The organism is Paenarthrobacter sp. NPDC089307, from assembly GCF_040685055.1.
In the GTDB taxonomy this organism is placed as follows: domain Bacteria; phylum Actinomycetota; class Actinomycetes; order Actinomycetales; family Micrococcaceae; genus Arthrobacter.
The window spans coordinates 229,511-251,636 of sequence record NZ_JBFBHE010000001.1; the positions used below are offsets into that span (position 1 = coordinate 229,511).

Genomic DNA, 22,126 nt, shown 5'->3' on the forward strand with positions numbered 1-22,126 from the left:
GACAAGGATTTGCTTTTGCGCGAACGCGATGTACCAATGCGCTCTTCGGTCCTGCGTGGGCTACCTGCCCTAATCAATGACGCGGGTGGCAGGGGAAGAGACTTTCTAAGTGGGCACGGCATCTCAGAAGAGCTGGTCGCGCGGCATAACGCCTTCGTCAGCGCCCGATTGGTGGAAAGAATTCTGGAGGACGCTGCGGGCCGGTTCGCCATCCCGGACCTGGGATTGCGGATCGCGGGCCAGCAGGACCCGCATATCCTGGGACCTCTCGCAATCGCGATGGAGAACTCCCGCACGATCGGGGACGCTCTCGAGTGCGCCAACCGCTTCCTCTTCGTTCTAAGCCCGGCATTGTCCCAAACGCTGATCCCAGACCCACGCCAGAACTCGACGATGGTCGGAATTCAGCACGCCAATTCACTGGGTATCACCTCTGCCCAGTTCGTTGACTACGGGATCGGCATGGCGCATAGGGTCGTGACTTTAGTGAACGGCGGACGGCCTTACGGGCTTCGTTCTGTCTGGCTGCCCCATCCGCCGCTCGCACCCGCCCCGACATACCGTGCCCATTTCGGCGCCGAGGTCTCGTTTAACCGTCCTCACGCAGTGTTGCGCGTACCTCTGCAGCTCCTGAGCGTTCCCATCAGTGGGGGCAACGACCTCCTTCGGGAAATCGCCCTCGACTTCCTAGAAACCCACTTCGGGCACGAGGTCACCCCGGTCTCTGAGCTCGTCACCACCATCCTGAGAGGAAATCCCGGTCCTGACCGGCCAGATCTGCCAAAGGTCGCGCGAATTCTGAGCCTCCACCCTCGCTCACTTCAACGACAGCTCGCGGAAGAGGGCACTAAGTTCAAGGAACTGCTCGACCGGGTCCGGCGGGACCAAGCTCGTGACCTAATCGTGAACAGCAACCTTTCCCTATCCCAGATCGCCGTCCGCGTCGGTCTGCGTGAGCAGTCGAGCCTCACCCATGCGGTACAGAGATGGTTCGGTGTGGCGCCTTCCAGTCTCCGCCGCACGGCAGGCGGTTCTCCTGGAGGCGCTTTGGGCCAGAAGGACCAAGCGCTACCGGACGCGCAGTAGTCATTCGGGGAGTCAGCGCCTGCCCGGGGCGGGGTGCAGACGTCCCACGCCAATGGTGACCCGCTCTCAGGTTCAGGCGCTTTGGATACGCCACCAGTACCAAGCTCTTGCAAGAGTTGCGGCCACTCACGCCGGCCGACCGCTGAGTGACGGCTGCTCATTCGTCTGCGGTGACGACGTGCTAGGTGTGATCTGTGCCGGAATGTCCAGTCCACGAGTAACGTCGAGCGTGTCGGCTGGCAGGAGAGCGATCTGCCCCAGACCGTCGAAGAAGGACATCGGTCCTAACTGGGACGCTGCCGCGCACCCAGCTTCCAACAGCGCAGACCAGCTGTGCCCGGCCCACCTAAGGCCACTGCCGCGTCTTTGATCTGGCAGCGGCTCAAATGGTGATGCCACGACCAAGGCGCAAAGATTCCAACGAGAGGCGCGCAGATACTACGAAGCAAATTGTTGTCCGGCATAGCGTGAGAAGAATCGACCGGGAAGAACCGGCGGCGGCCCCTGGGCCGAGAACAGCAACTGGAGGATATTTTGACATCCGATACGCACACGCCCGGTGTTCCCATCCGCGCAACAGTCTTCACCGGCCGCTGGCCCGACGTCCCCGTCGACTACCCGGGAGTTCCAACCGGCAAGTTCTCGCCAACTACGGCCACTCTTATCAGCGGCGCAACTGAGGTGGTCCTGATCGATGCGCTGTACCTCAAGGATGACGTCCAGGATCTTGGTGATCTGATCGAGCGGACCGAAAAGAAGCTCACCACGATCTACGTCACCCACGACCACGCTGACCACTACTTGGGCTCCGGGCCTCTTCTCGAGCGATTCCCAGATGCGAAGTACGTGGCCCTGCCAGGTGTGATCGAATCCATGAAGCAGACCAAGGAGATCCAGGCGGAACAATGGCGGATGTTGTTCGGAGATGCTCACGTCGCGCCGGGACCCCTTCCGGAGCCGCTGGAAGGTGACACGCTCTTCGTCGACGGTTCCCCTGTGCGCATTATTGAGGTGAAGCAGGCCGATATTCACCCCACGAGCATCGTCCATGTCCCCGAAATCGATGTCGTCATAGCCGGCGACTCCATCTACAACGAAATCCATCAGATGCTCGGGCTTTCGGCTCCCGAGGAATGGAAGGACTGGCTCGCAACAGTAGACACCATTGAGAGCCTCCAGCCGCGGATGATCGTGGCCGGTCACCGCAGGCCCGACGGAGACGATTTCGCTGTTGACACCATGATCGCAAAGACCCGGACCTACATACACGACTTCACCGCCGCCTTTGAGGTCGCAAAGGATGCGGACGAATTGGTCGCCATCATGAGAGGGAAGTACCCGGAGTACGGGAACCTTTGGACGCTGGAATTCTCCGCCGCTAGTGCCATGGCGCGCCGCCAGGGCGCCGAGTACGCGGGAGCCCAGTAACGGTTCAAGGGTCATCCGGCCAAATGTGAGCTCCGGCCACTGATCCAAATTGCTCAGTTCTATCAAAGACAGGCACCCCCTTGGACGCAGATGTCACAGAACCACGTCGGACTCTGTTCATAGTCTGCTGGAGTACCGTCCAACCAGCGAGACATTTGGACGCCAGATCCTCATACGGTGCCTTCATCTCGACGGTCGCATCGACGCTACCGTCAGTCCCCTCCGCAGTCCACAAGATAGGAAGTCCCAATGACGTACAACTTCCAGGGTAAAACCGCGATCGTTACAGGCGCCGCCAACGGAATCGGCTTCGCCATTGCAAGCCATTTAAGCGAGGCCGGCGCCAACGTCGTCGTCGCCGACATCGATGGGGCGGCCGCTCAAGGCGCTGCCGACAAACTGCGCAATGCGACCGCCGTCGCCTGCGACGTGCGCGATGAGGGCGAGGTCAAGTCGCTCGTCGACACCGCTGTGTCAACATACGGCGGCCTTCACGTCATGATTCCGAACGCAGGAATCATGACGATCGGGTCCCTCATCGAGATGGACCTCGCCACCTGGCGCCGCGGAATGTCAATCAACCTTGACGGAGTCTTCCTGTGCATGAGCCATGGCGCGCGCGCAATCGTCGCCAGCGGCGGTGGAAGCATTGTGAACATCGGCTCGGTAACGGCACTGGGCGGGACACCGTTCGGCGGATCCTACGGAGCCTCCAAAGCAGCGGTCGTCAACCTGACGAAGACTGCAGCTATCGAGCTGCGCGGTCACGGCGTACGAGTGAACGTTGTACTTCCCGGCTTCGTCGCAACCAACCTGGTCAGCAGCCACGTGAGTGGGTTCGAATCCTCGTTAGGGCTCCCGCCGGGCGGCTTCGACGGGCTTATCAGTCAGAAGCAGCAGCGCTACGGCACACCTGACGAAGTCGCGAAGGCAGTAATGTTCTTCATCTCAGACGAGTCATCCTTCTCAACCGGCTCGGGACTGGTGCTGGACGGAGGCCTGGACGCTGGAGTTTTCTGAGCCATAAGGTTCCGGGCCGTGGCTCAACTGCACGGCCCGGAACTCGCTCCGTCAGTACCATGGCCACTCCTACTCCCCGCGTGGCGGTTTCGGAGACTACGATCCAGCCTTGCCGACGGGCTTTTTCTTGGGCCTCGCTAAGCAGCGCTGTCTTGCCGATGCCACGGGCGCCGGTGATGACAATCAACAATCCAGGGGCGCCGATCCAAGCCCAAGGCCGTACTCGAACTCGTCGAGCATTCCCTCGCGTCCGATAGGTTTCGGGGGAGTAGCCCCCGCCGTGGGGCGGAAGGGATCAGGCATCGGGGGCATCTGTGAGTCCTTGTGAGTCGCTGTGAGTCTATTCCCTCCCTCAGTACGGTGGACGGCAGCTGCGGCGGCGGCGTCAGGCTAGTACTAAGTTTCCTTTGATTGACAGCGGGTCATGACCTTCAGAGATTCCATCCTGACAGTTGCTGGGCAAGGAAAACGCGTGGGGAAGCGCGAGAACGATCGAAATCGTCCTGACATTGTGGCCGTCGTGAGTCCGTTTGGGCATTCGGCGCATCTGTTACCAGCTGCAACCGAAGCGGGCAGGGAAGAACGAACGAATGGGAGCCCGTCCGTTGGCCAAGTTCTCCCTTGTCAGGCAGCTCTAAGGTCAGATTTGGGTTCGACTTACTTGGAGGCACGGGTTAGATGGCGTCGGGTTCGCGTGGCAGCGAACTCGGCGAAGATCCTTGCCATGACCTCGGACGGCGCGGGATAGACCGGGCGCCTGTGACGGGCTCATCTCTCAACCTTGCCTCGTTGTTTAGCGCAAGGTGTGACATAAGCGGGCACGCCCTCTCAGTGGTCGGTGACCGGTCTAGTGCCGGCGCCCGCAGGGTTATCCTGCAACCGGAGGTAAGCAGCCAGAAGCTGAAGCTCTCTATCGAAAATCGGATACAGGCAGATAGCCACTATCATCCCTACGACTACGCCATCCCGACATCGATATGCTTCGAAAAAGAGCTTCAGCCTACGAAGGACCGCCTCCTGTACATCCTCGACCAGGAATAGACGTTGGGGCGTCGGCAAGAATGATTCCATTTCTGACTTGACCTTTTGCAACAACTGCCAGGAGAATATTTCTCCGCTGTCGGGAGCACGCCGGGTGCTGGTGGGCTGCTAGGGTGTGGCGCTCAGAAGTCCCAATGCCCCATACCAGGCCGGGCCTGGATTCACATGGAAAGGGTATCGACGCAGTATGGCCTCGTAGTACTCTGCGGGACCGGATACAGTCGCGAGAAGATGCTGTGCGTCCCTGAGATAAGCGCGGGTTTCTTCGATGCTTTTGGGGTCATCGGGTGCGCCTGGGGCTTTGTGGCCAGCGATCACGACCTTGGGCTCCAACGCTGCCAGCGTGTCCAGGGCCGCATGCCACGACGTGAATCCTTCTTCCGAGGATTCGAGCAAGTACTGGTGCACGCCGTTGTATACGCAGTCGCCTGCTACAACGAGCTCCATCGAGGGAACCCAGAGCGCGGTTGTGTCATCGGTGTCAGTGTGGCCGAGCTCGATCGGGATCAGCGTGTTTCCCTCGATTTCAAAGCCCTTTGCGGGAACGGACTCGGCGATCAAGGGTGATGGCGGGACAAGCCCCGGGAAGAGTGCATCCCACAGCTTCTCGCGACCTACAGTCGCTTCATGCTCCATGCGCCCGAGCGTGCCCGGTGTTGCATAGACTCTTACGCCGGGGAAGTCCGCAAGCAGTTCTCCCACGCCCAGCCAATGATCACCATGGGCGTGCGTGATGTAGACGTAGCGGAGTGTCTTTCCTGAACTTCTAATCCAGTTTCGGACACGCTCAATCTGCCCGAATGTATAGGGGGCATCGACAAGGACGGCATCCCGCTCGCCCGAAATGAGTGTGATCGCCAAGGGGGAAGAGACTATTGCCTCTCCGCTGGGAAGCCGCTGGTCTCCGGCACGCGGAGTGCCATCGAGCACCAAAACTTCATAGGACAGAGTTGCCATGCTTGTGTTTTCCGTTCTAGGTCAATGGAAGGGCTGGTTTGAAAAGGCATCGCCGTCGTAACGACTAAGGGAAGCTCGGCCCTAGGAGATTGAAGCGGTGGGGGTCGGGACGGAACCTGTCGTCTCGACCCCCTCCGCTATGAGTGGTTGACCCCGAATTATGCGGCGGTGCCCTGAACTGCTGCTGCGTCGCGTGTGGGGTTGAACGCCACAAGCGTGGATGCTCCTCCGATAACGGCGAGTAACCCGAACACCAGCCATGCCACGCCCCAGCCGCTTGGTCCGCCGCCGAACGAATCCACAATTGCGCCCGTCACCAGTGGTGCCAGAACCGCACCGACGTACATGATTCCCATGAATACCGCCAGCGTTCCGGAAAGCTGCTGCGGGGGCGCAACTTCGGAGATCCCGGCGTTCAGCACAGGAATGGTGACGGACGTGAGCGCATATCCGATGGCGAAGACTGCCACGCCGACTGCAGCTTCCGGGGCGGTGACCAGTACTGCCAGAAGCACACCGCCGACAAGCATGGCCACTCCGGGAAGAATACCTCTCGAGACCCTGGACGAGCCTCCTCGAGCCAAGAGTCGATCCCCGATGAAGCCAGCTGAAAGCATCGCCACCAGACCTGCAGCTCCGATGACAGACTGCAACGTGCCTGCTGCCAATTGTGAAAGCCCCAGCCCCTTTTGGAAGTACGTTGGCGCGAACGTCAGTGCAGCAGAGGCAATGCTGTAAGCAGCAAACATCGCAACGGCCCCACCGATGAAACTGCGGTTGAGGAAGATTTTGCGCCAAGGGACAGATATTTCGGTGGCGTGGTCCTTACCCTTACCCTCAGGCCTCACGCTCTCGGCGTAAGGCCCGTCCTTCCATGTGGTGACCCAGAGCGCGATCCACGCCACGGACAGCACAGCCAGGATCAGAAAGGCTGAACGCCAACCCCATGCGGCAATCACGAGTGCAATCAGGGGTGCGATGATGAGCGACGCAACACTGCTCGTGGAAATTGCGGCGGAGGACGGGATGCCCCGCTTGGCTCGTGGATGCCAGGAGTAGATGCCACTGAGGATCAACGCTGCAGCGGGACCTTCCCCTAGCCCGAGGACGATGCGCGAGAGCAGAATGACGATGAATCCCCCCATCGCCAGGACCGGAACCAGCATTGCCACGGCCCAAACCGCGGCCAGAAGTGCGAGTGCCCACTTCAGAGTTAGTTTGCGGTGCAACCATCCTGCGGAGAACCCGGTCAGAGTGAAGGCCACATAGAACAATGTCCCTACGAGCCCGATCTGGGTTGTGGACAGGCCGAACTCCTGAGCAATGGGCTGAGCGGCTATGCCCAGAATGGCCTTATCACCCCAGTTCATGACGTAGAGGAGCAGCAGAGTACCTGTGAAAGCCCAAGCCTTCCCGGCGCGGTAGGAATCCGCCCCTACTTCACCCTGAAGAAGTGCTGGTGCACCTGTTTTTGACATATAAGCCCCTTTGCTCAACATGTGATGGTCACTACATAGATACGTAAGGATCATACAGCTAATGGTCACTACGTTGGCAAGCATCTTTTTTTAGGCCCGCTGATTATTCGGAAGCAATCTAGGGTGTGCGACACGGAGTAAAGCGCGTATGCTCATTACATCCGCCTGGCAGATGAGATGCTTTCAGCGATGGCGCTGGATGCCTGTCTGGCCCCTAGATGAAAAGGAATGACAATGTCGCCATCCCAGAAGCAGCAGCTCGACGACACCTACACGGAGATCACCCAGTGGTTTTTCGAGGACTATCTCCCGCGATGGGTCACGGTCGCAGAGGTTAGAGACGACCCTTCTTTCATCCTCGATTACTGGGGAGCACCACTGTGGGTCGGTACAGAAGCCGGCCCTGTCGAGTTGGCCGCCACGGGAGAGGAAGTGATCGAGTGGTTGAAGGTTACCTTCGCCCGGCTCCAAGCCGCTGGCTACACGCATACGGCGGTGCCGGATCGCAGGGTCGTCGTTTTCAACCCCCACAGCGCCGCCGTCGATGTGATCTGGTCCCGACGCCGCGCTGATGAATCAGAAATCGAAAGGCTGGCAGTGCACTTCGTGATCGCTCGCCGGGATGACGGACTGCGCGTCGTCTCCATCGAAGCAACCAACACGGACGCCACGACACTAGACAAGGTATGGCCGATCCGGAGCGAGCAGGTGGCCTGATCATGATTAAACTAGACGAGCAGCGCGCCACGTCCGGGGTGTCCTATCTGAAGGCAGGTACGGGCAAGCGGGGAGTGATTGTGTTCACCCACGGATGGCGCGACAGTGCTCTCGGATGGCAGTGGGTCATCGACGCTTTAGAGCGTTCCCATGCCACTGAAGGTTGGCGCTTCATTGCTGTGCAACGCCAGGAAGCCGAACGCGACGAAACGGACAGCCCGGGTCTGCTTGAAGACTTCTCCGAGCAAGTTCTAGAGGCCGTCCACACCGAGCTGCAATCCGGCGAGGACATCATCGTGGTGGGGCAGTCAATGGGCGGCGCCGTCGCCGAACTTGTGGCCCGTAAACTCGGAGATGCCGTCCAGGGCCTTGTGCTCGTGACACCTGCGCCTCTGGCAGGATGGCCGCTCGGCACAGAAGAAATCGAAACATTCCGCGGCGGCGCCCGGGAGCTGGACCCACAGAACTTCGGCCAAATCAGGACCGGAATGGCCCATCGCGCCGACGAAGACACTGTACTACGCATCGTCGAGTCCACTCCTGCGGAGACAGAGAAGGCCTCACTCCAATCTCTGATGGCATGGATCGGAGGACACCCGCTGGGTAAAGACCCTTCGGCAGTTGCCGCTCCAACCCTCCTTGTCGTATCGGACGACGCCTTCTTCCCTGAAGAGAAGCTCCGCAGCCAAACTGCACAGCGGTTTGCAGCGATAACTGTAGAGAAAGTATCCGGGACCGGCCACTACCCCCATCTCGAGGACCCAGGTGCCTTGGCAGAGATTCTGGGGAAATTCATCTCGGGCGTCAGTTCGCAGGTGTAGGTCCCAACGCATCGGTAGCAAAAAGAAGGACAGGAGAAGGCAGTTATGACAGTAACGCGAGAAGAAGTGTGGATACCTGTTGAAGGAGGTGTAAGCCTGCATGCATGGTTGTTGTCCCCGGAGGACGGTGAACATCCGCGTCCTGCCATTACGCTCGCCCACGGGTTCGGGGGACTCATTGAGGGTGGCCTCATGCACTACGCCGAGTACTTTGCCGAAAAAGGGTTCGTGGTTCTGGCGCATGACCATCGCGGGTTCGGCCTAAGCGGGGGCTGGCCCCGCCAAGACATCGACCCATGGCAGCAAATCGATGATTGGCGGTTCGTGGTCACCTTCCTCGCCAATCTACACACTGTAGACCCGAACCGTATAGGCTTGTTCGGCTCCAGTTACGCTGGCGGACATGCGCTCGTCCTCGCAGGGAGCGACGCCCGCATCAAGGCCGTGGTTTCACAGATTCCGACCATAAGCGGATACGAACAGGGCCGGCGTCGGAATCCCGCCTCCGAAGCCCGGGCCCATCTGCAACAGCGGTTCCACGACGACATGCTGGCACAACTGCGCGGGGCGGAGCCGGAAAGGCAACTGCTGGTCTCCACTGATCCGTCCGTCCCGAGCGCCTATCGAGACCCCGAGATGGCCGCCTACGAAGCCCGCCACCCCCTCGACAGCCCGGCCCGCTATGACCACCAAATTACGCTGCGATCAACACAGAAGGCGCAGTCCTACGATCCCGGCGTGTGGGTCACGCGGATCTCCCCGACTCCTCTGATGATGATTGTCGGGCTGCAGGACACAGTCACTCCTACCGACCTGGCACTGGAAGCGTTCGAACGTGCCGGCGAGCCAAAGGAGTTGGTCACCTACGACGGTGGTCACTTCGAAGCATATTACGAATACTTCGACGTCACCGCTGTGGGCGCCGGTGACTGGTTCCGCCGACACCTCCTTAGCTGAAAGAGTGGCCGCACCCGACCGGGTGCGGCCACTTTGTTCGTCCCTAAGGAGCATCCGGTAGTATGTCCTTACCTTCGGAGGTGAGAAATCTGTACAGCGCAACCGACCGTTACAGCCTGAAACCCGGCCCGGGAAACCTTGGGCTGGTTCAGGACTTTGTCAACACTATTTCTGCGGGGCGGACCATCAGGGGCGTCGACTTGCTGGATACACCAGAGGATGCTTCCGCGTGGGTCTCCGCCGCCTGGCGGGAACTAGACGACCGCGAGAGCGTACCTGTCCTCGACGAAGAAGACCTTGAGCCCCTTCGTCGCTTCCGTACCGCGTTGATGTCAACGCTGGCAGGCAGTGATGGGACAGGAATTGCCGCTTCGCCGGGACCGTCTCCAACCGTCACGGCCAGGGCAACTCTTGCGTTGGAAGATGGTCAAGTCCGTCTTGCATCCGCCGCTGCCTCAGGACACCGGGCTATTGTTGCTGAAGTCCTTCGGGCTTTGTATGACGCGCAGATGGAGGGACAATCCCGCAGGCTTAAGATTTGTCCGAACGAATGGTGCCGTGTCGCCTTCTATGACCGGTCCAAGAACAACGGAGCGGTCTGGCACGACTCGTCCTCCTGCGGCAACATCGCCAATGTGCGTGCATCGAGAGCACGGCAGCGTGATCGGACGCACGCTCAGTTCTCTGTCAATTGACCAAAGATCCCAACTCGAGGCATATGGTGTCAGGGCCGAAGCGGGAGTGTCCACGGGCGTGAACTCCGGTTTGCAGTTTGCTGTTTTCACCTCGCCTCCGGTGTTGGAACGCGAAACACCGGGGGTGCCGTTCGGTCACCCGGCTACTTCTTCCCCGATGAACACAACGTTGATCTATGGGACTCGTGAGGCGATACTTGTCGATCCCCCCTGGCATCTTGCCGCTGTCGAGGATGCGATCAAGTGGGTTCAGTCCTTCACCAGTCGGCTCAACTTGATCTACATCACCCATGGCCATGGCGACCACTGGTTGGGAGCCTCTGCCGTTCAAAGCCAATTCCCTCATGCGATGGTGAGTGCCACACGCCAGACCCGTGACTATATGTACCGGTACTCCCGGCTTCGCGGCGAACTGTGGGACAAGCGGTTTCCTGGTCAGGTCGCGAGCGGATCCATCATTGTCCGTCCCAGCACGTCGGACCTTCTCTTGGAGGGTGCATCCGTCCAGGTGCTCGAGCTCGGACACACTGACACCGATGACACGACTGCGCTGTGGATCCCTTCAATCCGGCTCATTGTGGCCGGCGATTCGGTCTATAACCGTTGCCATCTCGCTCTCAACGAGGTGAGGGATGGCGGCGCTGCACAGTGGCTTGCCGCTCTGGATAACCTCGATCGCCTTCAGCCCGAATATGTGGTGGCGGGACATGCCGCTCCCGACGTTGACCATAGTCCTGACGCCATCGAGGAAACCCGACGATACATCACCGACTACACCAGAGCTCTCGAGTTGGGTTTGCCCGCCAAGCAACTCTTCGCCTACATGCTGGGCAGATATCCCGAGCACGTCAATCCTAAAGCGCTTTGGCGAAGCATTACCGCAACAGCAGCCCCATAATGGCACGGTGTGGGGTCCGCCTTTGCGAAACCCCACAGCCAATATCTCAGGCTTCCTGGGCCCCTACCAGGCCTAGGGCCCCGTACCAAACAGGAGATGCGTTAACCCGGTGCGGGTAAAGGCGAAGCATCTCATCATAAAAATCGTGCGGAGTCTGCGCTCGATCCAACGCATCGCGGGAATCCAGCAGGTACTGCCGCGTCTCCTGGATGCAACGAGGGTCATCAGGCGCGCCCGGCGCCTTGTGCCCGGATACCACAAACAGGGGATCCAGCGACTCGATGATGTCAATGGCAGCCAACCACGCGTCTAGTCCGCCGTTGCCGGTCTCAAGCAGCATCTGATGTGCGCCGTTGTAGATTGCGTCACCTGCCACGACAAGACTGATGGAAGGGACCCAGAGTGCAGTCGTGTCATCGGTGTCGGTATGCCCAAGGGCAATTGGCTCCAAGGCTTCCCCCTCAAGAGACAAGCCTCCGTCCGGAACGGGTTGAGCGATCACGGTACTTGGCGGAATAAGCCCCGGCAGGGAGCGATCCCACAACTGAGCTCTTCCATCAACCGCCTCGGTACGCATCTTCGCCAATGTGCCCTCTGTGGCGTACACGGGAACTCCCGGCAAGTGCTTCAGCAGTTCCTCGGCGCCCAGCCAGTGGTCGCCGTGCCCATGGGTGATATAGACAAAAGCCAGCCTCTTGCCGCTGTCCTGGAGCCAGCCGCGAACACGAGCAATCTGCCCGTATGTGTAAGGGGCATCCACCAACACTGCATCTTTTTCACCGCTGATCAGCGTCAGTGTAAGCGGCGAGGTTACGAACCGTTCTCCGGTTGGGAGTTGTCCTTCCGCCCGAGGCGTCCCATCTAACACGAGGGTCTCGTAAGTAAGTTGAACCATGCTCGATTACTCCTGAAAGTCTAGGTGTGGCTACTGCGCCAAAGTAAGGATCATACAATGATAGCCGGTTACGTCCATGGTGTATGCAGGAACTACCCTGCCACCGCGGAAATACGAGCAGCTGCGCCAACAGCTGCGCCAACAGTACGCATTTCCGGTCGTCGCAAGGGCCGACGTGGGCGCTACGCCCCCATGGCCCCGGCGGGAGCCAGCCGGTCCTGGTGATGAGCCAGGAAGCCGACCGCGCCCCCAAACTAAGTCCGACGCATGGGGGATAGAGCGCCGCGCCTCAACTATCTTGGCGCAGCCAGTTCTTCGTCATGCATGCCGATCTCGAATAACGCTCGGCCTGGCTGGATACAAAAACCGATGACTCGGCTGCTGTATGGTCATCGACGACCACGGCCGGCGGCGGGCTTTTGATCACCGCGAAGGTGTTGGGATCGCCCCTGCTCCTGGTATTGCGGTCTGCGCGTAACCCCTGGCCAGTTGATGTAGCCGATGGTGGTGAGGATGGGTGCTGCGTGTTGTGGGGCTGTGAGGGTGTAGGTGTGGGTGAGGAGTTGTTTGGCCCATTCGATGCGTGACCAGTCGGGGGCTTGGGTGGTTTGGGCGAAGAGGATGTGTTCGGGTGGTTGGTTGATGCCGGGGATGTCTGCCATGAGCCGGTCCCGGATGTGGGGGAACTGGTAGTAGGCGATGAGCTTTAGGACGTCCGTGTCGGTGGGGTAGTCCGTGGTCTCGAGCATGCTTGTCCAGAGCCGGTGGGCTTCGTGGGTGGCTGCCGCTGGTGGTCCGTTGAGGATGGTTTGCATGTGGTGTTCGACGGCGGTGGCTGCTCTCGCTGGTCCGTCGCCACTGGGAGGGTCACCTGGTTCGAAGGTGCGATGGTGCTGCCGCGGTAGATGAATTCTGCGTTGACCCTTGAGTATTCGGTGGTGCTGATGGGGATGGCGATGTTGCTGCCGGGCGTCTTGTCGTAGGGGGCGTAGGTGGTGTTGGTGACGTAGATGCCGTCGCGGATGGTGATGCCTTCGTGTGCGAGGACGCCGGTGAGGGCTGCGATGGTCGCCCTGCGCGGCCTTGCTTCTCCTGTTTCTGGTCGTTCTGTCGTGTACAGGGCGAAGACGATGCCGTTGGCTCGTTCGTCGGATGTGAGGTAGGCGGCGACGGTTTGCGCGAAGTGGACCTCGTAGCCTGGCTCCTTGGGGAGGTCAATGCGAAGGGTGGCGCCGACTTTGTCTTTGTTCAGCGTGATGCAGACGAGGCTCTCTTGGGGCCAGAAGCCCAGGGTATGGCCGATGAAGCTGAGCAGATCGGCGGGGTCTTTGGTGGTGAGGGCGTTCATTGTCCTGACTCCTCGGCGCTTTTGGATGTTGCTAACGGGGCCCGTTCTGCGGGAGCTCCAGCTATCCATAGGCGTTTGACAGGCCAGCACTATGATTGCTGCGTGTGCAGGCGCCCGCCGCGTTATCCTGCAAACAGGGGGTAAGCAGCCGGAAGCTGAGGCTCTGTATCGAAAGCTCGGATATAGACAGATACCGACCTACCCTCCCTACGATCATGCCATCCCGACATCGATATGCTTTGAAAAAGAGCTTCGGCCGCCGAAATCAGGGACCCGCGGTGATCTTGTTTAATACTTTCCGGGCGGCTAACTGGCCGCCCCCGATCAAAGCTCCGTCCGCTCGCTGTGTTGACAGTTTGACGGAGAGGCCACGGCTTATGATGGGCAAGGAGTGTTCATATATGCCAGCCCTGACTCCCGACAGAACCTCGTCCCCCAGGTATGCCATCTCGCCGCCCAAAATGACGGTCCGGGGATTGTAGAAGTTGGCAGCGGTCGCTAAGAGCTCTCCGGTCAGCGATGCATACTCTCGAATCCGTTCCAGCGCGGCGGTATCACTTTGTCGAATTCGGAGTCTCAGTGCTTCCATGCCGGAGCTTTGATCTTGATCATGGAGAAGCCCCACATCTCTAAGAACAGAGAGTCGGGTAACTCTTTCCCCGACGCATCCTTTACGTCCGCAGGCGCACAGTTTCCCAGACCTGTTTCCGATCCTCATGTGGCCTATATCCCCTGCGACACCGTCGGCTCCCCGATATAGTTCGCCATCGGCCCCCACGATTCCGGCTCCCAGCCCGGAGGAAAGGTGGACGTAGATCATGGGACCGGTTTCGCGAGCTTCCGGAGACTCGGCGACCGCCCTTAGGTTGGCGTCATTTTCCACGGTCACAGGTACGTCTGTATGGAGTGCAATCGCAGCGCTTAGTGGGAAGTTATCCCACCAGTAGCCGGATCTGGAAACGGATTCTGCAACATTTCGAACCGTGGTTACGGGAGAAGGCACGCCGAGCACAAGCCACCGAAGATCACCTTTTCTTCCGGCATCGTCAACCGTACCCATCACCTTGGAAACAATGCGCGCAGTGGTTTCCTCCACCTCTGCGTCCTGGGCGATGGATATCCACGACCGCCCGAGAATAGTCGACCGCAAGTCCAGTACGGCTATTTGCGCAGAGGTCACATCAAGCTCGACGACGGCCACCACCCCGGCCTTGTCGCCCAGCTGCAACCTTCTTGAAGGTCTCCCGGTGCCCTGGTTCTCTTCGGCGCTTTCGACAAGGAGACCTTGGGTGATCATCCGGTCCACGTACGGGCCGACAGTGGATCTCGCAAGCCCGGTGCTTTGTCACGCCAAAGGCGGCGTGGACATTGTCAACGCCTAAACCCCCGTCGGGGCCCTACGTCCAGAACTGCCCCGCAGCCATACCTGTTGAAGTACATCGACCCTGGGCGCTCGAAGCTGAATAGGTCGAGCTTGCTCAGTGGCCCGCCCTGCAGGGCCACGACATCGCTTCGGGCAAATCGGTATGAAGAATCCACGACGTCGACATAGCTCAGGTCGTGCAGTTGATGGCCGCGACAACTCGCTCCGCGAGTCGGATGGCAGATAACCAGCCGAAGTTCGGACTCCACGGGCCCTGCAAGCTGAGCGAATTCGCGCGAACTGTTTGCCTCGGGTCTGGGCCGCCCCGTCAGGGCCGCCCAGACCCGGGGCAAAGGGGGCAGCATCTGCCAGTCCCTCTGTCCTGTCAGGCTGCGATGTTGTCCTTGATCCACTCGGTCAGGCTGGTGACCGGAATTGAGTGCCTCGCGTTGAAGGTGTCGTCCTTTGGCCAGGCCACTCCTCGGCCTTGGGCAAAAACGGCACGGTACTTTCGTGTCATGTTATCCGGGTCGTTGGCCAGCTCGTCCAGGAGGAAAGGCACTGTCCATTCCACAACCTTGAACGGGCGCTGAAGCACGGATTCAAGGGTCCGCGCCAACTCACCGTATGTGATGGTGTCACCGGCAAGGTAGACGATCTCGTTGCGGATGCGAGGTTCAGCAAAGAGGATTTCAGCCGTGAGGACACCGATGTCTTCGGGGGTCGTTACGGTGACAGCTGTATCAAGGCTGCCCAGCGCGTTGACAGTGTCGCTGGGGAGATCGACCATCCCGGAGCCTGGTTCGAAGAGGTAGTTCATGAACATTCCGGTGGAGATGATCACCCACTCGGTTCCGTTCTGGGACCTGAGCAGATCCCGTACGTCCAGCTGCGAGTCGAAGATGTCCTGGGGGCTTCCCCGACCGATAACGTCGAAGTCAACACCGAACTGCCAGGGGAAGTATCGCGGGAGTTTCGCTTGAAGAGCGGCCTGCGCAACTTTCATGGGCGTGTCGAGCCCGGCGGTAATGCCCGTGCAGCCGATCACGGTGTCGTAGTTCGCGAAGATCGTCGCGAGTTCATCGACCGAGTTCTTGACCAGGTCGCCCTGGACAATCCTTACGCCCAGGTTTCGGATCTCGGCGAGGTCGCGCTGCTTATCCGGCGCAACGGATTCGATAGCACTCGCCCGCAGGAGCACACTGACAGTTGAGCCGTCCACGTCTCGTGCCCGCCGTGCCACGTTGCGCAGGACGGGCATGCCGAGTTCTCCCGCTCCGATGATGAGGATGTCCCGCGAACGGGCGGACGGAATTTCTTTAGTCATTAGCGCAGAGTCCTTACTTGTATTCACGCTTTATTCAGCAATTGCTCAGGTGGAGGAGGAGTCGGACCGCCCGACGCCGTAACGCGTACGCAGCGTCCGAGCGTTATACCCCGAACGCTCATGCTGTGCACATCTGATGTGCGCGACGGTGCACCTGTCCTCCATTTCATGCGAGAGACTCGTTGTCTCTCTTCCCTTGACCTATGAGACCCGCGTAAGAGCGGATCAGCGGGCGGTATGAAAGTTAGCGTAAACTTTGACATTAGTGTCAAGGTCAAGTCGATGGTCGAAGCGAAAGGATGTCCACGTTGAAGATCGGTGATGTCGCCAAGGAACTGGGCGTCCAAACTCGGATGCTCCGCTACTACGAGCAGCAGGGGCTCATCGATGCGTCACGTTCGACCAACGGGTACCGCGAGTACTCTGACGAGCAGATCGAGCATGCCCGTCACGTCCGGGCACTTATAGCGGCCGGCCTGTCGACGAAGATGATCAAAATAGTGCTCAACATCGAAACTCCAGCAACCCAACGTCAATCCACTGTGGGCAATCGGGCTCTGGCGGAGGAGCTTGCTCAAGAACTACGCGTTGTGGAGAACAGAATCGTGTGCCTGGAAAAGAGTCGTGATGCTGTCATCGACTACCTTCAGCGGACAAATCACGCAGATTTGCTGACATCGACCTAACTTCCACGTGCCCTTGCTTCGTGAAATTTTTAGATTGTAACCATGCGTGGGCTACGAACGCTGAATGTCCAAAGCCTGTCTTGTGAGGGGTTGATCAATCGGGAGTGCAATGCCGCCAGCCGCTTGGGGGAAATCCGCGATCCTGAACTGACAGTCACAGGCGTGAACTGACCGATATCGCTTGGTACGGCGTGAATGGAATAGATCCCGCTTAGGATGAACATCCCTGACGTCCAGGATTGACTCGCGAGATGTCGCCCGGGGGTGGGCAGATGAAGGCCATTTTGCTCTCCGGTGGACATGGACGCCTGTCCCCTTGCGTGAGGAACGGCCGCTTTCGAGATGCGATCCGGCCCGTGACCGGTCCCGCCCGTGATGCAGGACCGGTTGACTTGGTTTAGTTCAGGGCCGGGGTGTCCTGGGGGATGACGCCGGAACCGTACAGATCGGTGGCGAGATCCTGAAGGGCGCGCAAGGCGACCCGCTGAGTAAAGGGACCATAGGAAACACGTGCAACACCAAGTTCTTGGAGCTCGGCTGCGGGAAGCGCTCCGGGGGCGCCAATCACGGACAATTTGCCCTGTCCGAGGCCTGCGACGAGCGCCTCAATAACGTCGCGTGTCAGGGCGCCAGGGACGAATACCAACGCGGCGCCTGCATCCAGGAAGGCGCGACCACGAGCAATGGCGTCCTCGATGCTGTCCTTAATCGGGCGCTGACCGCCCTTGGCAATGGCGTCGGTGCGTGCGTTCAGCTGGAACGCGATGCCCTCGCCGTTGGCGGCGTCGACGATCGCCTTCACCCGGGCGACAGCTTCATCAAATGGGCGCAAGCGGTCTTCGACATTGGCGCCCACGACGCCGATGCCAATCGCCCGGCGGATAGTGTCGGCTGGGTCTTCGTAACCGTCGTCGAGATCTGCGGTGACCGGAATTTCAACCGCGTTGACGATCCTCTTCACGCCATCCAGCGCGACATCCAGGGGCATGGTTCCATCGGCGTAGCCATACGCGGCCGCAATCGAATGCCCGGCGGTGGCAATGGCTTTCGTCTCAGGAAGGGCTGCAACGGTCGAGGCGCTGATTGCGTCCCATACGTTGACTACACTCAGGATTTCCGGTGCCTCATGCAGAGCCTTCAATTTCTCTGCCCGGGCGTTGATGTTGTATTCGGTCATGGTAGTCCTCCGTGGTCATGGCTGGGATCACTCGGCAGAGTCACATACGCAATGGCGCCGTCAATGACAATTCGGGTGGAAAATGTGCAGGGGGAGAGCACGGGCAAGAAACGCTGCATATGCAGCCTTCTAGGGGGCTTGCTGCACAACAGGTTCGGGTCGTAGCCGGGGCGAGCCCGCACTGAGGGGCGAAAGGGCCGTCGCAGGTGAACCTGCTTCAGCCCGAAAAGGTATCTCTCGGGCTCACGCACCCATTACGTATCCTTGAACGGTGTGGTCGACACGCCGCTGGGGCCGTTTTCGCCTTCTGGGCGGGTAAAGATTGTCGTCGGTCATTCGGTATCGGAGGGCGCCGACGAGCTGGCCTGGTTCGAGCCAAACCTCGTAGTTGTCCGCAGCCTGGAACAATTCACGCCCGTAAGGCCCGTCCGCTGCCATCCAGATCATGCTTGAGTCGGGCATTACGGCTTCCACCGTTCCCGCGCGGACCAACGCTCCCCGCTGCCTTATCTCTACGGGGACCCCGTCCAAGCGGTGCCACTCAGATGCGGGATATAGCATCATCGAATTGCCCTTGCATGAAGCCCGCCGGCGCCTTCCGCATGAATCAAGAGATCATTCTCCTTCGATTGGGCCGTCCTTGGCAGTTGCTCCGTGCCTGGACTCTTCAATGAACGCCAGGACACGGGCCGGACTCGCCGTTCCGCCCACGATGGGTAGGGGAGTGACGACGATGAAAGCGCCTGCGGCCGGTAACTGGTGCAGGTTTTTCAGGGATGTGACCCCGTATTTGTCGTTACCGAGAAGGAAATGATGCATGGGGAAAGGCGGCTCCAAGCTGAAGCCTGCACCGGCGTCGATCCCAACGGTTTCGACACCAAAGCCGGCAATGTCGGTCCCCTCAGCGAGCCAATGCGCGCACTCTGCAGAGACGCCGGGTGTATGCGGACCCGATTCGTCAGCATTGAGGAAAAGAGCTTCGTTGTGTCCGAAAGCATCCCATCCTGTGCGGTAAAGCAGCCATGCACCCTTGGGCAACTTGCCGTACCGGGCTTCCCAAGCCTTGATGTGGCGGACCTCAAGCAGGAAATCGGGGTCTGCAGCGGCTTCAGCGGTCGCATCGATCACAACGGCGGGGCCGACGAGTCTTTCGGGTGGCAGTTGTGAAATGTCCCGTCCTTCCCTCCCACTGACCCAGTGGATGGGCGCGTCAACGTGAGTGCCAAAATGTTCGCCCACGTGAATGTTGTTGTGCGCCCACATCGGTCCGCGTTCGTCGTATGCCGCGACCTCTTCGAGACTGAGATCGATGACGTTGGACAGAGGTGCCGGCAAGCGCAGGGCCGGAGTTTCAGGGGTCAAGGGCGTTGTCAGGTCGATGACGCGGATGCTTCCCTGGGCAAGGCCTTCAATCAGGTTGGCCAGCACATCCGGCGTTGGTGTTGTGTTGGTCATATGTGTGATGCCTGTGTGCTCAATGTGGTGCCCTTCCTTAGTGGCTTTAATCGGCATTAGTGGCCCTTGAATGCTTCCTCAAGCCACCAGGACGCGAAGCTGACGGTCTTTGCATCGATGAGCAGCGGCTTGTCACGGCTTCCGTCGAGCCACTGACGCACTGGCTCCAAATCCTCGGGATTCCGCACGGTCTGAGCTGCAAAGCCGTAACCGCGCGCGATGGCTGCGAAGTCGGTGTCGGGAAAAGTAATAAGCCCCAGAGCGTCATCGTCCTCGCCGAAGTGGTGTACTTCCGCTCCGTAAGCAGAGTCGTTGTAGACGATGACCACCAGCGGGATACCCAGCCTCACAACGGACTCCATCTCCGCTGCCGCCATCAGGGCGCCGCCGTCTCCGGTGCCGAGGACCGGGAGCCTGTCCGGCTGTGCGTATGCTGCCCCGATTGCACTGGCCAGACCCAGCCCCACACATTGGAAGGCCTGGCTGAAGACGAGCCCGTTCTCGTCAGGAATATCAAGGAAGGCACTGGGATATCCGAGGAAGTTGCCCGAATCGACGGCCACCACCCTTTCCTTGTCGAGCATCCCGTCCAAAGCAATGGTGAGGGTCCGGGGATCGATGCGCTCTCCGTCGCCCAGGTCCTCGTAAGGGACGTCCTGCCATCGGCCTTCGGACTTGATGGCTTGTGCGATCTCTTCGGTTCGGTAGCCAACACGGGAGAAACCGCGGCTGCGGAGCTCAACGGCTGTTGCTGCTGCCGTAAGCCCTGCGTCGCCCAAGACGCCGAAGTCCACGGTCCGGTGCTTGCCGGGGGCCAGTGGATCAACGTCTACCTGCACCACAGTGGTGGCCGGGCCAATGAGTTCGCCGTGGCGCATGGTCCACATGTTCAATGCAGAACCAAAGGAGATGATGAGGTCGGAGTCCTGGATGGTGCGAGCCGCCAGCGGTGTACTGAAGCCACCGGAAATGTCCAGATAGAACGGATCGTCATTGAACAGCCCGCGTGCGACCGCCGAGGTTGCCAAAAGGGCTCCCGAAACCTCCGCAAGTTCGCGGAGCTGAGGTCCGGCACCGCGCCCCCCGCGGCCGGCGATGATGACGGGACGATTCGACCGCTCGATGAGGTCGGCTAGGTGGCTGATGTCTTCGGCAACTGGTGCGGTCACCGTTGAAAGGGAGGCCCCGCTGGCAGCTGAGGCAGCAAACTCCTCAGTGGTTTCGGAGTTTTGGATGTCCAAGGGGAGATTGATCAGCACAGGAATGCGGCGCGTCACTGCCGTCCTGTAAGCAAGGGCAACGTCCCGGGCGGCAGTCTCCCTGGAGATACGGAAGCTGGCGGCTCCAACGGATTCAACCAGATGGCTCTGCTCGATGCGGAAATTGGAATGAATAGCCGAAGACGCAACTTCGGCGGCGAGAATCAGCATTGGTGTGCCGGATTTCGCGGCTTCCGCGATGCCGGTAATGGCATTTGTCAGCCCGCATCCCTGGTGCAAGGAGATTACAGGGACTGAGCTGCCTACTCGTCCAAAGGCGTCCGCCATAGACGCGGCTCCACCCTCGTGACGCGCCGCCACGTACGTGGCGCCGCCGGCAATGAGGGCCTTGGTCACGTCATAGTTGCCGCTGCCGACAACACCAAAGACTTGGCGAACGCCAAGCCCTATCAGCGTTTCGGCCACTTTTTCAAAAACACGCATCTGATTGGTACCTCTGGTTCTGGTTGCTGGAAGCTCTATACGAAAATGCTGCCTGCGACGGGCTCGTCTGGCTAATGCCTATTTCAGTCAGGGAGCCTGAATAAGGCATAGCTGCGGATGAGGTCACGCCATCAGGAAGCCGAAAGGGTCTTCCGGATTTCGACAGCTACTTGTTCAAAACAGCGCAGCATCAACACCACTGCCGGGCTCGGCAGCCTGTCCTGCAAAGTGGTCACGCCAACCGTTTGACTGATGCCTTTGATTCTCGCTCCGACAATGCGAAGCAGGGGATCGGCGGTGCCGATAGTGCGCGGCTGGAGCGCAAGAAAGTCCGTTTCGGCGACGATGGCACGAAGCGTCATGGTAGAGGAGCAATCTACTTGTTGTTCGGGAAGGTCCAGGCGTTCACGGGCAAAGGCGCTCTCGAGTTCCCCGCGCAGTGCCGTCTGCGCTACAGGCATGACCCACGGGTAGTTCCGTAATTGGTTCAAGGCGGTCTCGCCCCGCTCAAAAACAGGATGACCATGTCGTGCCACGACCTCGAAGGGCTCATGGTACAGCGCCGCCTGCTGCAATTCAGGAACGTCAGGATGCGGGGTAAGGCGCCCAACGACTATGTCGATTTCTCCCGCGACCAGTCCGTTGGTCAATCGATCAGGAGTTGCTTCGTGGACGTGGACGCTGACATGTGGCCTTTGTTGCTTTAGCCGCGCAATCGCTTTGGGCAGCAGCAGGTTGCCTCCTGCGACATACGTGCCGATGGTCACTGAGCCGGCGCTGGCGTCCGCCAGCTCTGCTATGTGCTGGGTCGCTTGCTGGAGGTGGCCGACCACTGCCCGTGCGTGACTGATGAAGACTTCGGCAAATGGTGTGGGGCGGACCCCGCGGGCGCCCCTTTCGAAAAGAGGCGCCCCGAGGGCATCCTCAACTTCGCGCAAACCGCGGCTGACCGCGGGCTGCGTGATGTACAGGTGCCTGGCCGCGCTGACGATTGTCCCGTGATCGGCGATAGCTAAGACCAAGACCAGATGACGGATCTTCAGGGGGCCATTCAGTAAGGTTCTGATGTCCATG

General features: G+C 59.8%; 19 protein-coding genes and 1 pseudogene. 9 read left to right on the plus strand and 11 right to left on the minus strand.

From position 1 onward, the window contains the following. Nucleotides 1–36 precede the first annotated feature (36 nt). The 3 genes from AB0N72_RS01080 to AB0N72_RS01090 all read left to right on the plus strand — a co-directional run bounded on the left by AB0N72_RS01080 (nucleotide 37) and on the right by AB0N72_RS01090 (nucleotide 3,534). On the plus strand, nucleotides 37–1,086 hold the full coding sequence (locus AB0N72_RS01080; protein ID WP_363931658.1) for an AraC family transcriptional regulator ligand-binding domain-containing protein: 1,050 nt from the start codon (nucleotides 37–39) through the stop codon (nucleotides 1,084–1,086). 534 nt (nucleotides 1,087–1,620) lie between these two features. Next, a complete protein-coding gene (locus tag AB0N72_RS01085) occupies nucleotides 1,621–2,514 on the plus strand; it encodes an MBL fold metallo-hydrolase (protein ID WP_363931438.1) in 894 nt (297 codons plus the stop codon). A 249-nt stretch (nucleotides 2,515–2,763) separates the two neighbouring features. After that, complete coding sequence (locus AB0N72_RS01090) at nucleotides 2,764–3,534, plus strand: SDR family oxidoreductase (RefSeq protein ID WP_363931439.1); 771 nt, start codon at nucleotides 2,764–2,766, stop codon at nucleotides 3,532–3,534. A gap of 1,149 nt (nucleotides 3,535–4,683) precedes the next feature. Here the strand turns inward: AB0N72_RS01090 and AB0N72_RS01095 are convergent. Beyond that, nucleotides 4,684–5,532, minus strand: coding sequence for an MBL fold metallo-hydrolase (locus tag AB0N72_RS01095; RefSeq protein ID WP_363931441.1), 849 nt, complete (start codon nucleotides 5,530–5,532; stop codon nucleotides 4,684–4,686). A gap of 158 nt (nucleotides 5,533–5,690) precedes the next feature. Next, nucleotides 5,691–7,010, minus strand: a complete 1,320-nt coding sequence (locus AB0N72_RS01100; RefSeq protein WP_363931442.1) for an MFS transporter — start codon at nucleotides 7,008–7,010, stop codon at nucleotides 5,691–5,693. A gap of 234 nt (nucleotides 7,011–7,244) precedes the next feature. Between AB0N72_RS01100 and AB0N72_RS01105 the strand changes: the two genes are divergently transcribed. From AB0N72_RS01105 to AB0N72_RS01125, 5 genes and pseudogenes are all read left to right on the plus strand, one after another. Beyond that, the gene (locus AB0N72_RS01105; protein ID WP_363931443.1) at nucleotides 7,245–7,727 is read left to right on the plus strand and encodes a hypothetical protein; all 483 of its coding nucleotides are present in this window, start codon (nucleotides 7,245–7,247) and stop codon (nucleotides 7,725–7,727) included. A 2-nt stretch (nucleotides 7,728–7,729) separates the two neighbouring features. Continuing rightward, nucleotides 7,730–8,548 carry an alpha/beta hydrolase gene (locus tag AB0N72_RS01110; RefSeq protein ID WP_363931444.1) on the plus strand — a complete coding sequence of 273 codons (819 nt, stop codon included), beginning with the start codon at nucleotides 7,730–7,732 and terminating at the stop codon, nucleotides 8,546–8,548. Between the two features lie 42 nt (nucleotides 8,549–8,590). Then, nucleotides 8,591–9,505 (plus strand): annotated as a pseudogene (locus AB0N72_RS01115) (alpha/beta fold hydrolase); the annotation flags it as partial. Between the two features lie 80 nt (nucleotides 9,506–9,585). Further along, on the plus strand, nucleotides 9,586–10,200 hold the full coding sequence (locus AB0N72_RS01120; RefSeq protein ID WP_364081146.1) for a CGNR zinc finger domain-containing protein: 615 nt from the start codon (nucleotides 9,586–9,588) through the stop codon (nucleotides 10,198–10,200). A 58-nt stretch (nucleotides 10,201–10,258) separates the two neighbouring features. Beyond that, on the plus strand, nucleotides 10,259–11,098 hold the full coding sequence (locus AB0N72_RS01125) for an MBL fold metallo-hydrolase (protein WP_363931446.1): 840 nt from the start codon (nucleotides 10,259–10,261) through the stop codon (nucleotides 11,096–11,098). 46 nt (nucleotides 11,099–11,144) lie between these two features. Here the strand turns inward: AB0N72_RS01125 and AB0N72_RS01130 are convergent, their stop codons facing one another. From AB0N72_RS01130 to AB0N72_RS01150, 5 genes are all read right to left on the minus strand, one after another. Beyond that, nucleotides 11,145–11,993, minus strand: a complete 849-nt coding sequence (locus tag AB0N72_RS01130) for an MBL fold metallo-hydrolase (RefSeq protein WP_363931447.1) — start codon at nucleotides 11,991–11,993, stop codon at nucleotides 11,145–11,147. A gap of 389 nt (nucleotides 11,994–12,382) precedes the next feature. Next, nucleotides 12,383–12,742, minus strand: a complete 360-nt coding sequence (locus AB0N72_RS01135; RefSeq protein WP_363931448.1) for a hypothetical protein — start codon at nucleotides 12,740–12,742, stop codon at nucleotides 12,383–12,385. After that, on the minus strand, nucleotides 12,700–13,341 hold the full coding sequence (locus AB0N72_RS01140) for a DUF4192 family protein (protein ID WP_363931449.1): 642 nt from the start codon (nucleotides 13,339–13,341) through the stop codon (nucleotides 12,700–12,702). Before AB0N72_RS01140 ends, AB0N72_RS01135 begins: the two co-directional genes overlap by 43 nt. Before the next feature lie 265 nt (nucleotides 13,342–13,606). Further along, the gene (locus AB0N72_RS01145; RefSeq protein ID WP_363931659.1) at nucleotides 13,607–14,638 is read right to left on the minus strand and encodes an ROK family protein; all 1,032 of its coding nucleotides are present in this window, start codon (nucleotides 14,636–14,638) and stop codon (nucleotides 13,607–13,609) included. 451 nt (nucleotides 14,639–15,089) lie between these two features. After that, nucleotides 15,090–16,031 carry an aromatic alcohol reductase gene (locus AB0N72_RS01150; RefSeq protein ID WP_363931450.1) on the minus strand — a complete coding sequence of 314 codons (942 nt, stop codon included), beginning with the start codon at nucleotides 16,029–16,031 and terminating at the stop codon, nucleotides 15,090–15,092. Between the two features lie 308 nt (nucleotides 16,032–16,339). On the opposite strand from AB0N72_RS01150, the gene AB0N72_RS01155 reads away from it, so the two are divergent. Then, nucleotides 16,340–16,717: a MerR family transcriptional regulator gene (locus AB0N72_RS01155; protein WP_363931451.1), complete on the plus strand. Its 378-nt coding sequence runs from the start codon at nucleotides 16,340–16,342 to the stop codon at nucleotides 16,715–16,717. Nucleotides 16,718–17,114: 397 nt separating this feature from the next. On the opposite strand, the gene AB0N72_RS01160 is transcribed toward AB0N72_RS01155, so the two are convergent. From AB0N72_RS01160 to AB0N72_RS01175, 4 genes are all read right to left on the minus strand, one after another. Further along, nucleotides 17,115–17,894: an isocitrate lyase/phosphoenolpyruvate mutase family protein gene (locus tag AB0N72_RS01160; protein ID WP_363931452.1), complete on the minus strand. Its 780-nt coding sequence runs from the start codon at nucleotides 17,892–17,894 to the stop codon at nucleotides 17,115–17,117. Between the two features lie 615 nt (nucleotides 17,895–18,509). Beyond that, nucleotides 18,510–19,349 carry a cyclase family protein gene (locus tag AB0N72_RS01165; RefSeq protein WP_363931453.1) on the minus strand — a complete coding sequence of 280 codons (840 nt, stop codon included), beginning with the start codon at nucleotides 19,347–19,349 and terminating at the stop codon, nucleotides 18,510–18,512. A gap of 56 nt (nucleotides 19,350–19,405) precedes the next feature. After that, nucleotides 19,406–21,052 (minus strand): thiamine pyrophosphate-binding protein, encoded by a 1,647-nt coding sequence (locus tag AB0N72_RS01170; RefSeq protein WP_363931454.1) that lies wholly within the window; start codon nucleotides 21,050–21,052, stop codon nucleotides 19,406–19,408. Between the two features lie 131 nt (nucleotides 21,053–21,183). Then, nucleotides 21,184–22,125 carry a LysR substrate-binding domain-containing protein gene (locus AB0N72_RS01175; RefSeq protein ID WP_224089918.1) on the minus strand — a complete coding sequence of 314 codons (942 nt, stop codon included), beginning with the start codon at nucleotides 22,123–22,125 and terminating at the stop codon, nucleotides 21,184–21,186. Nucleotide 22,126: the final 1 nt, after the last annotated feature.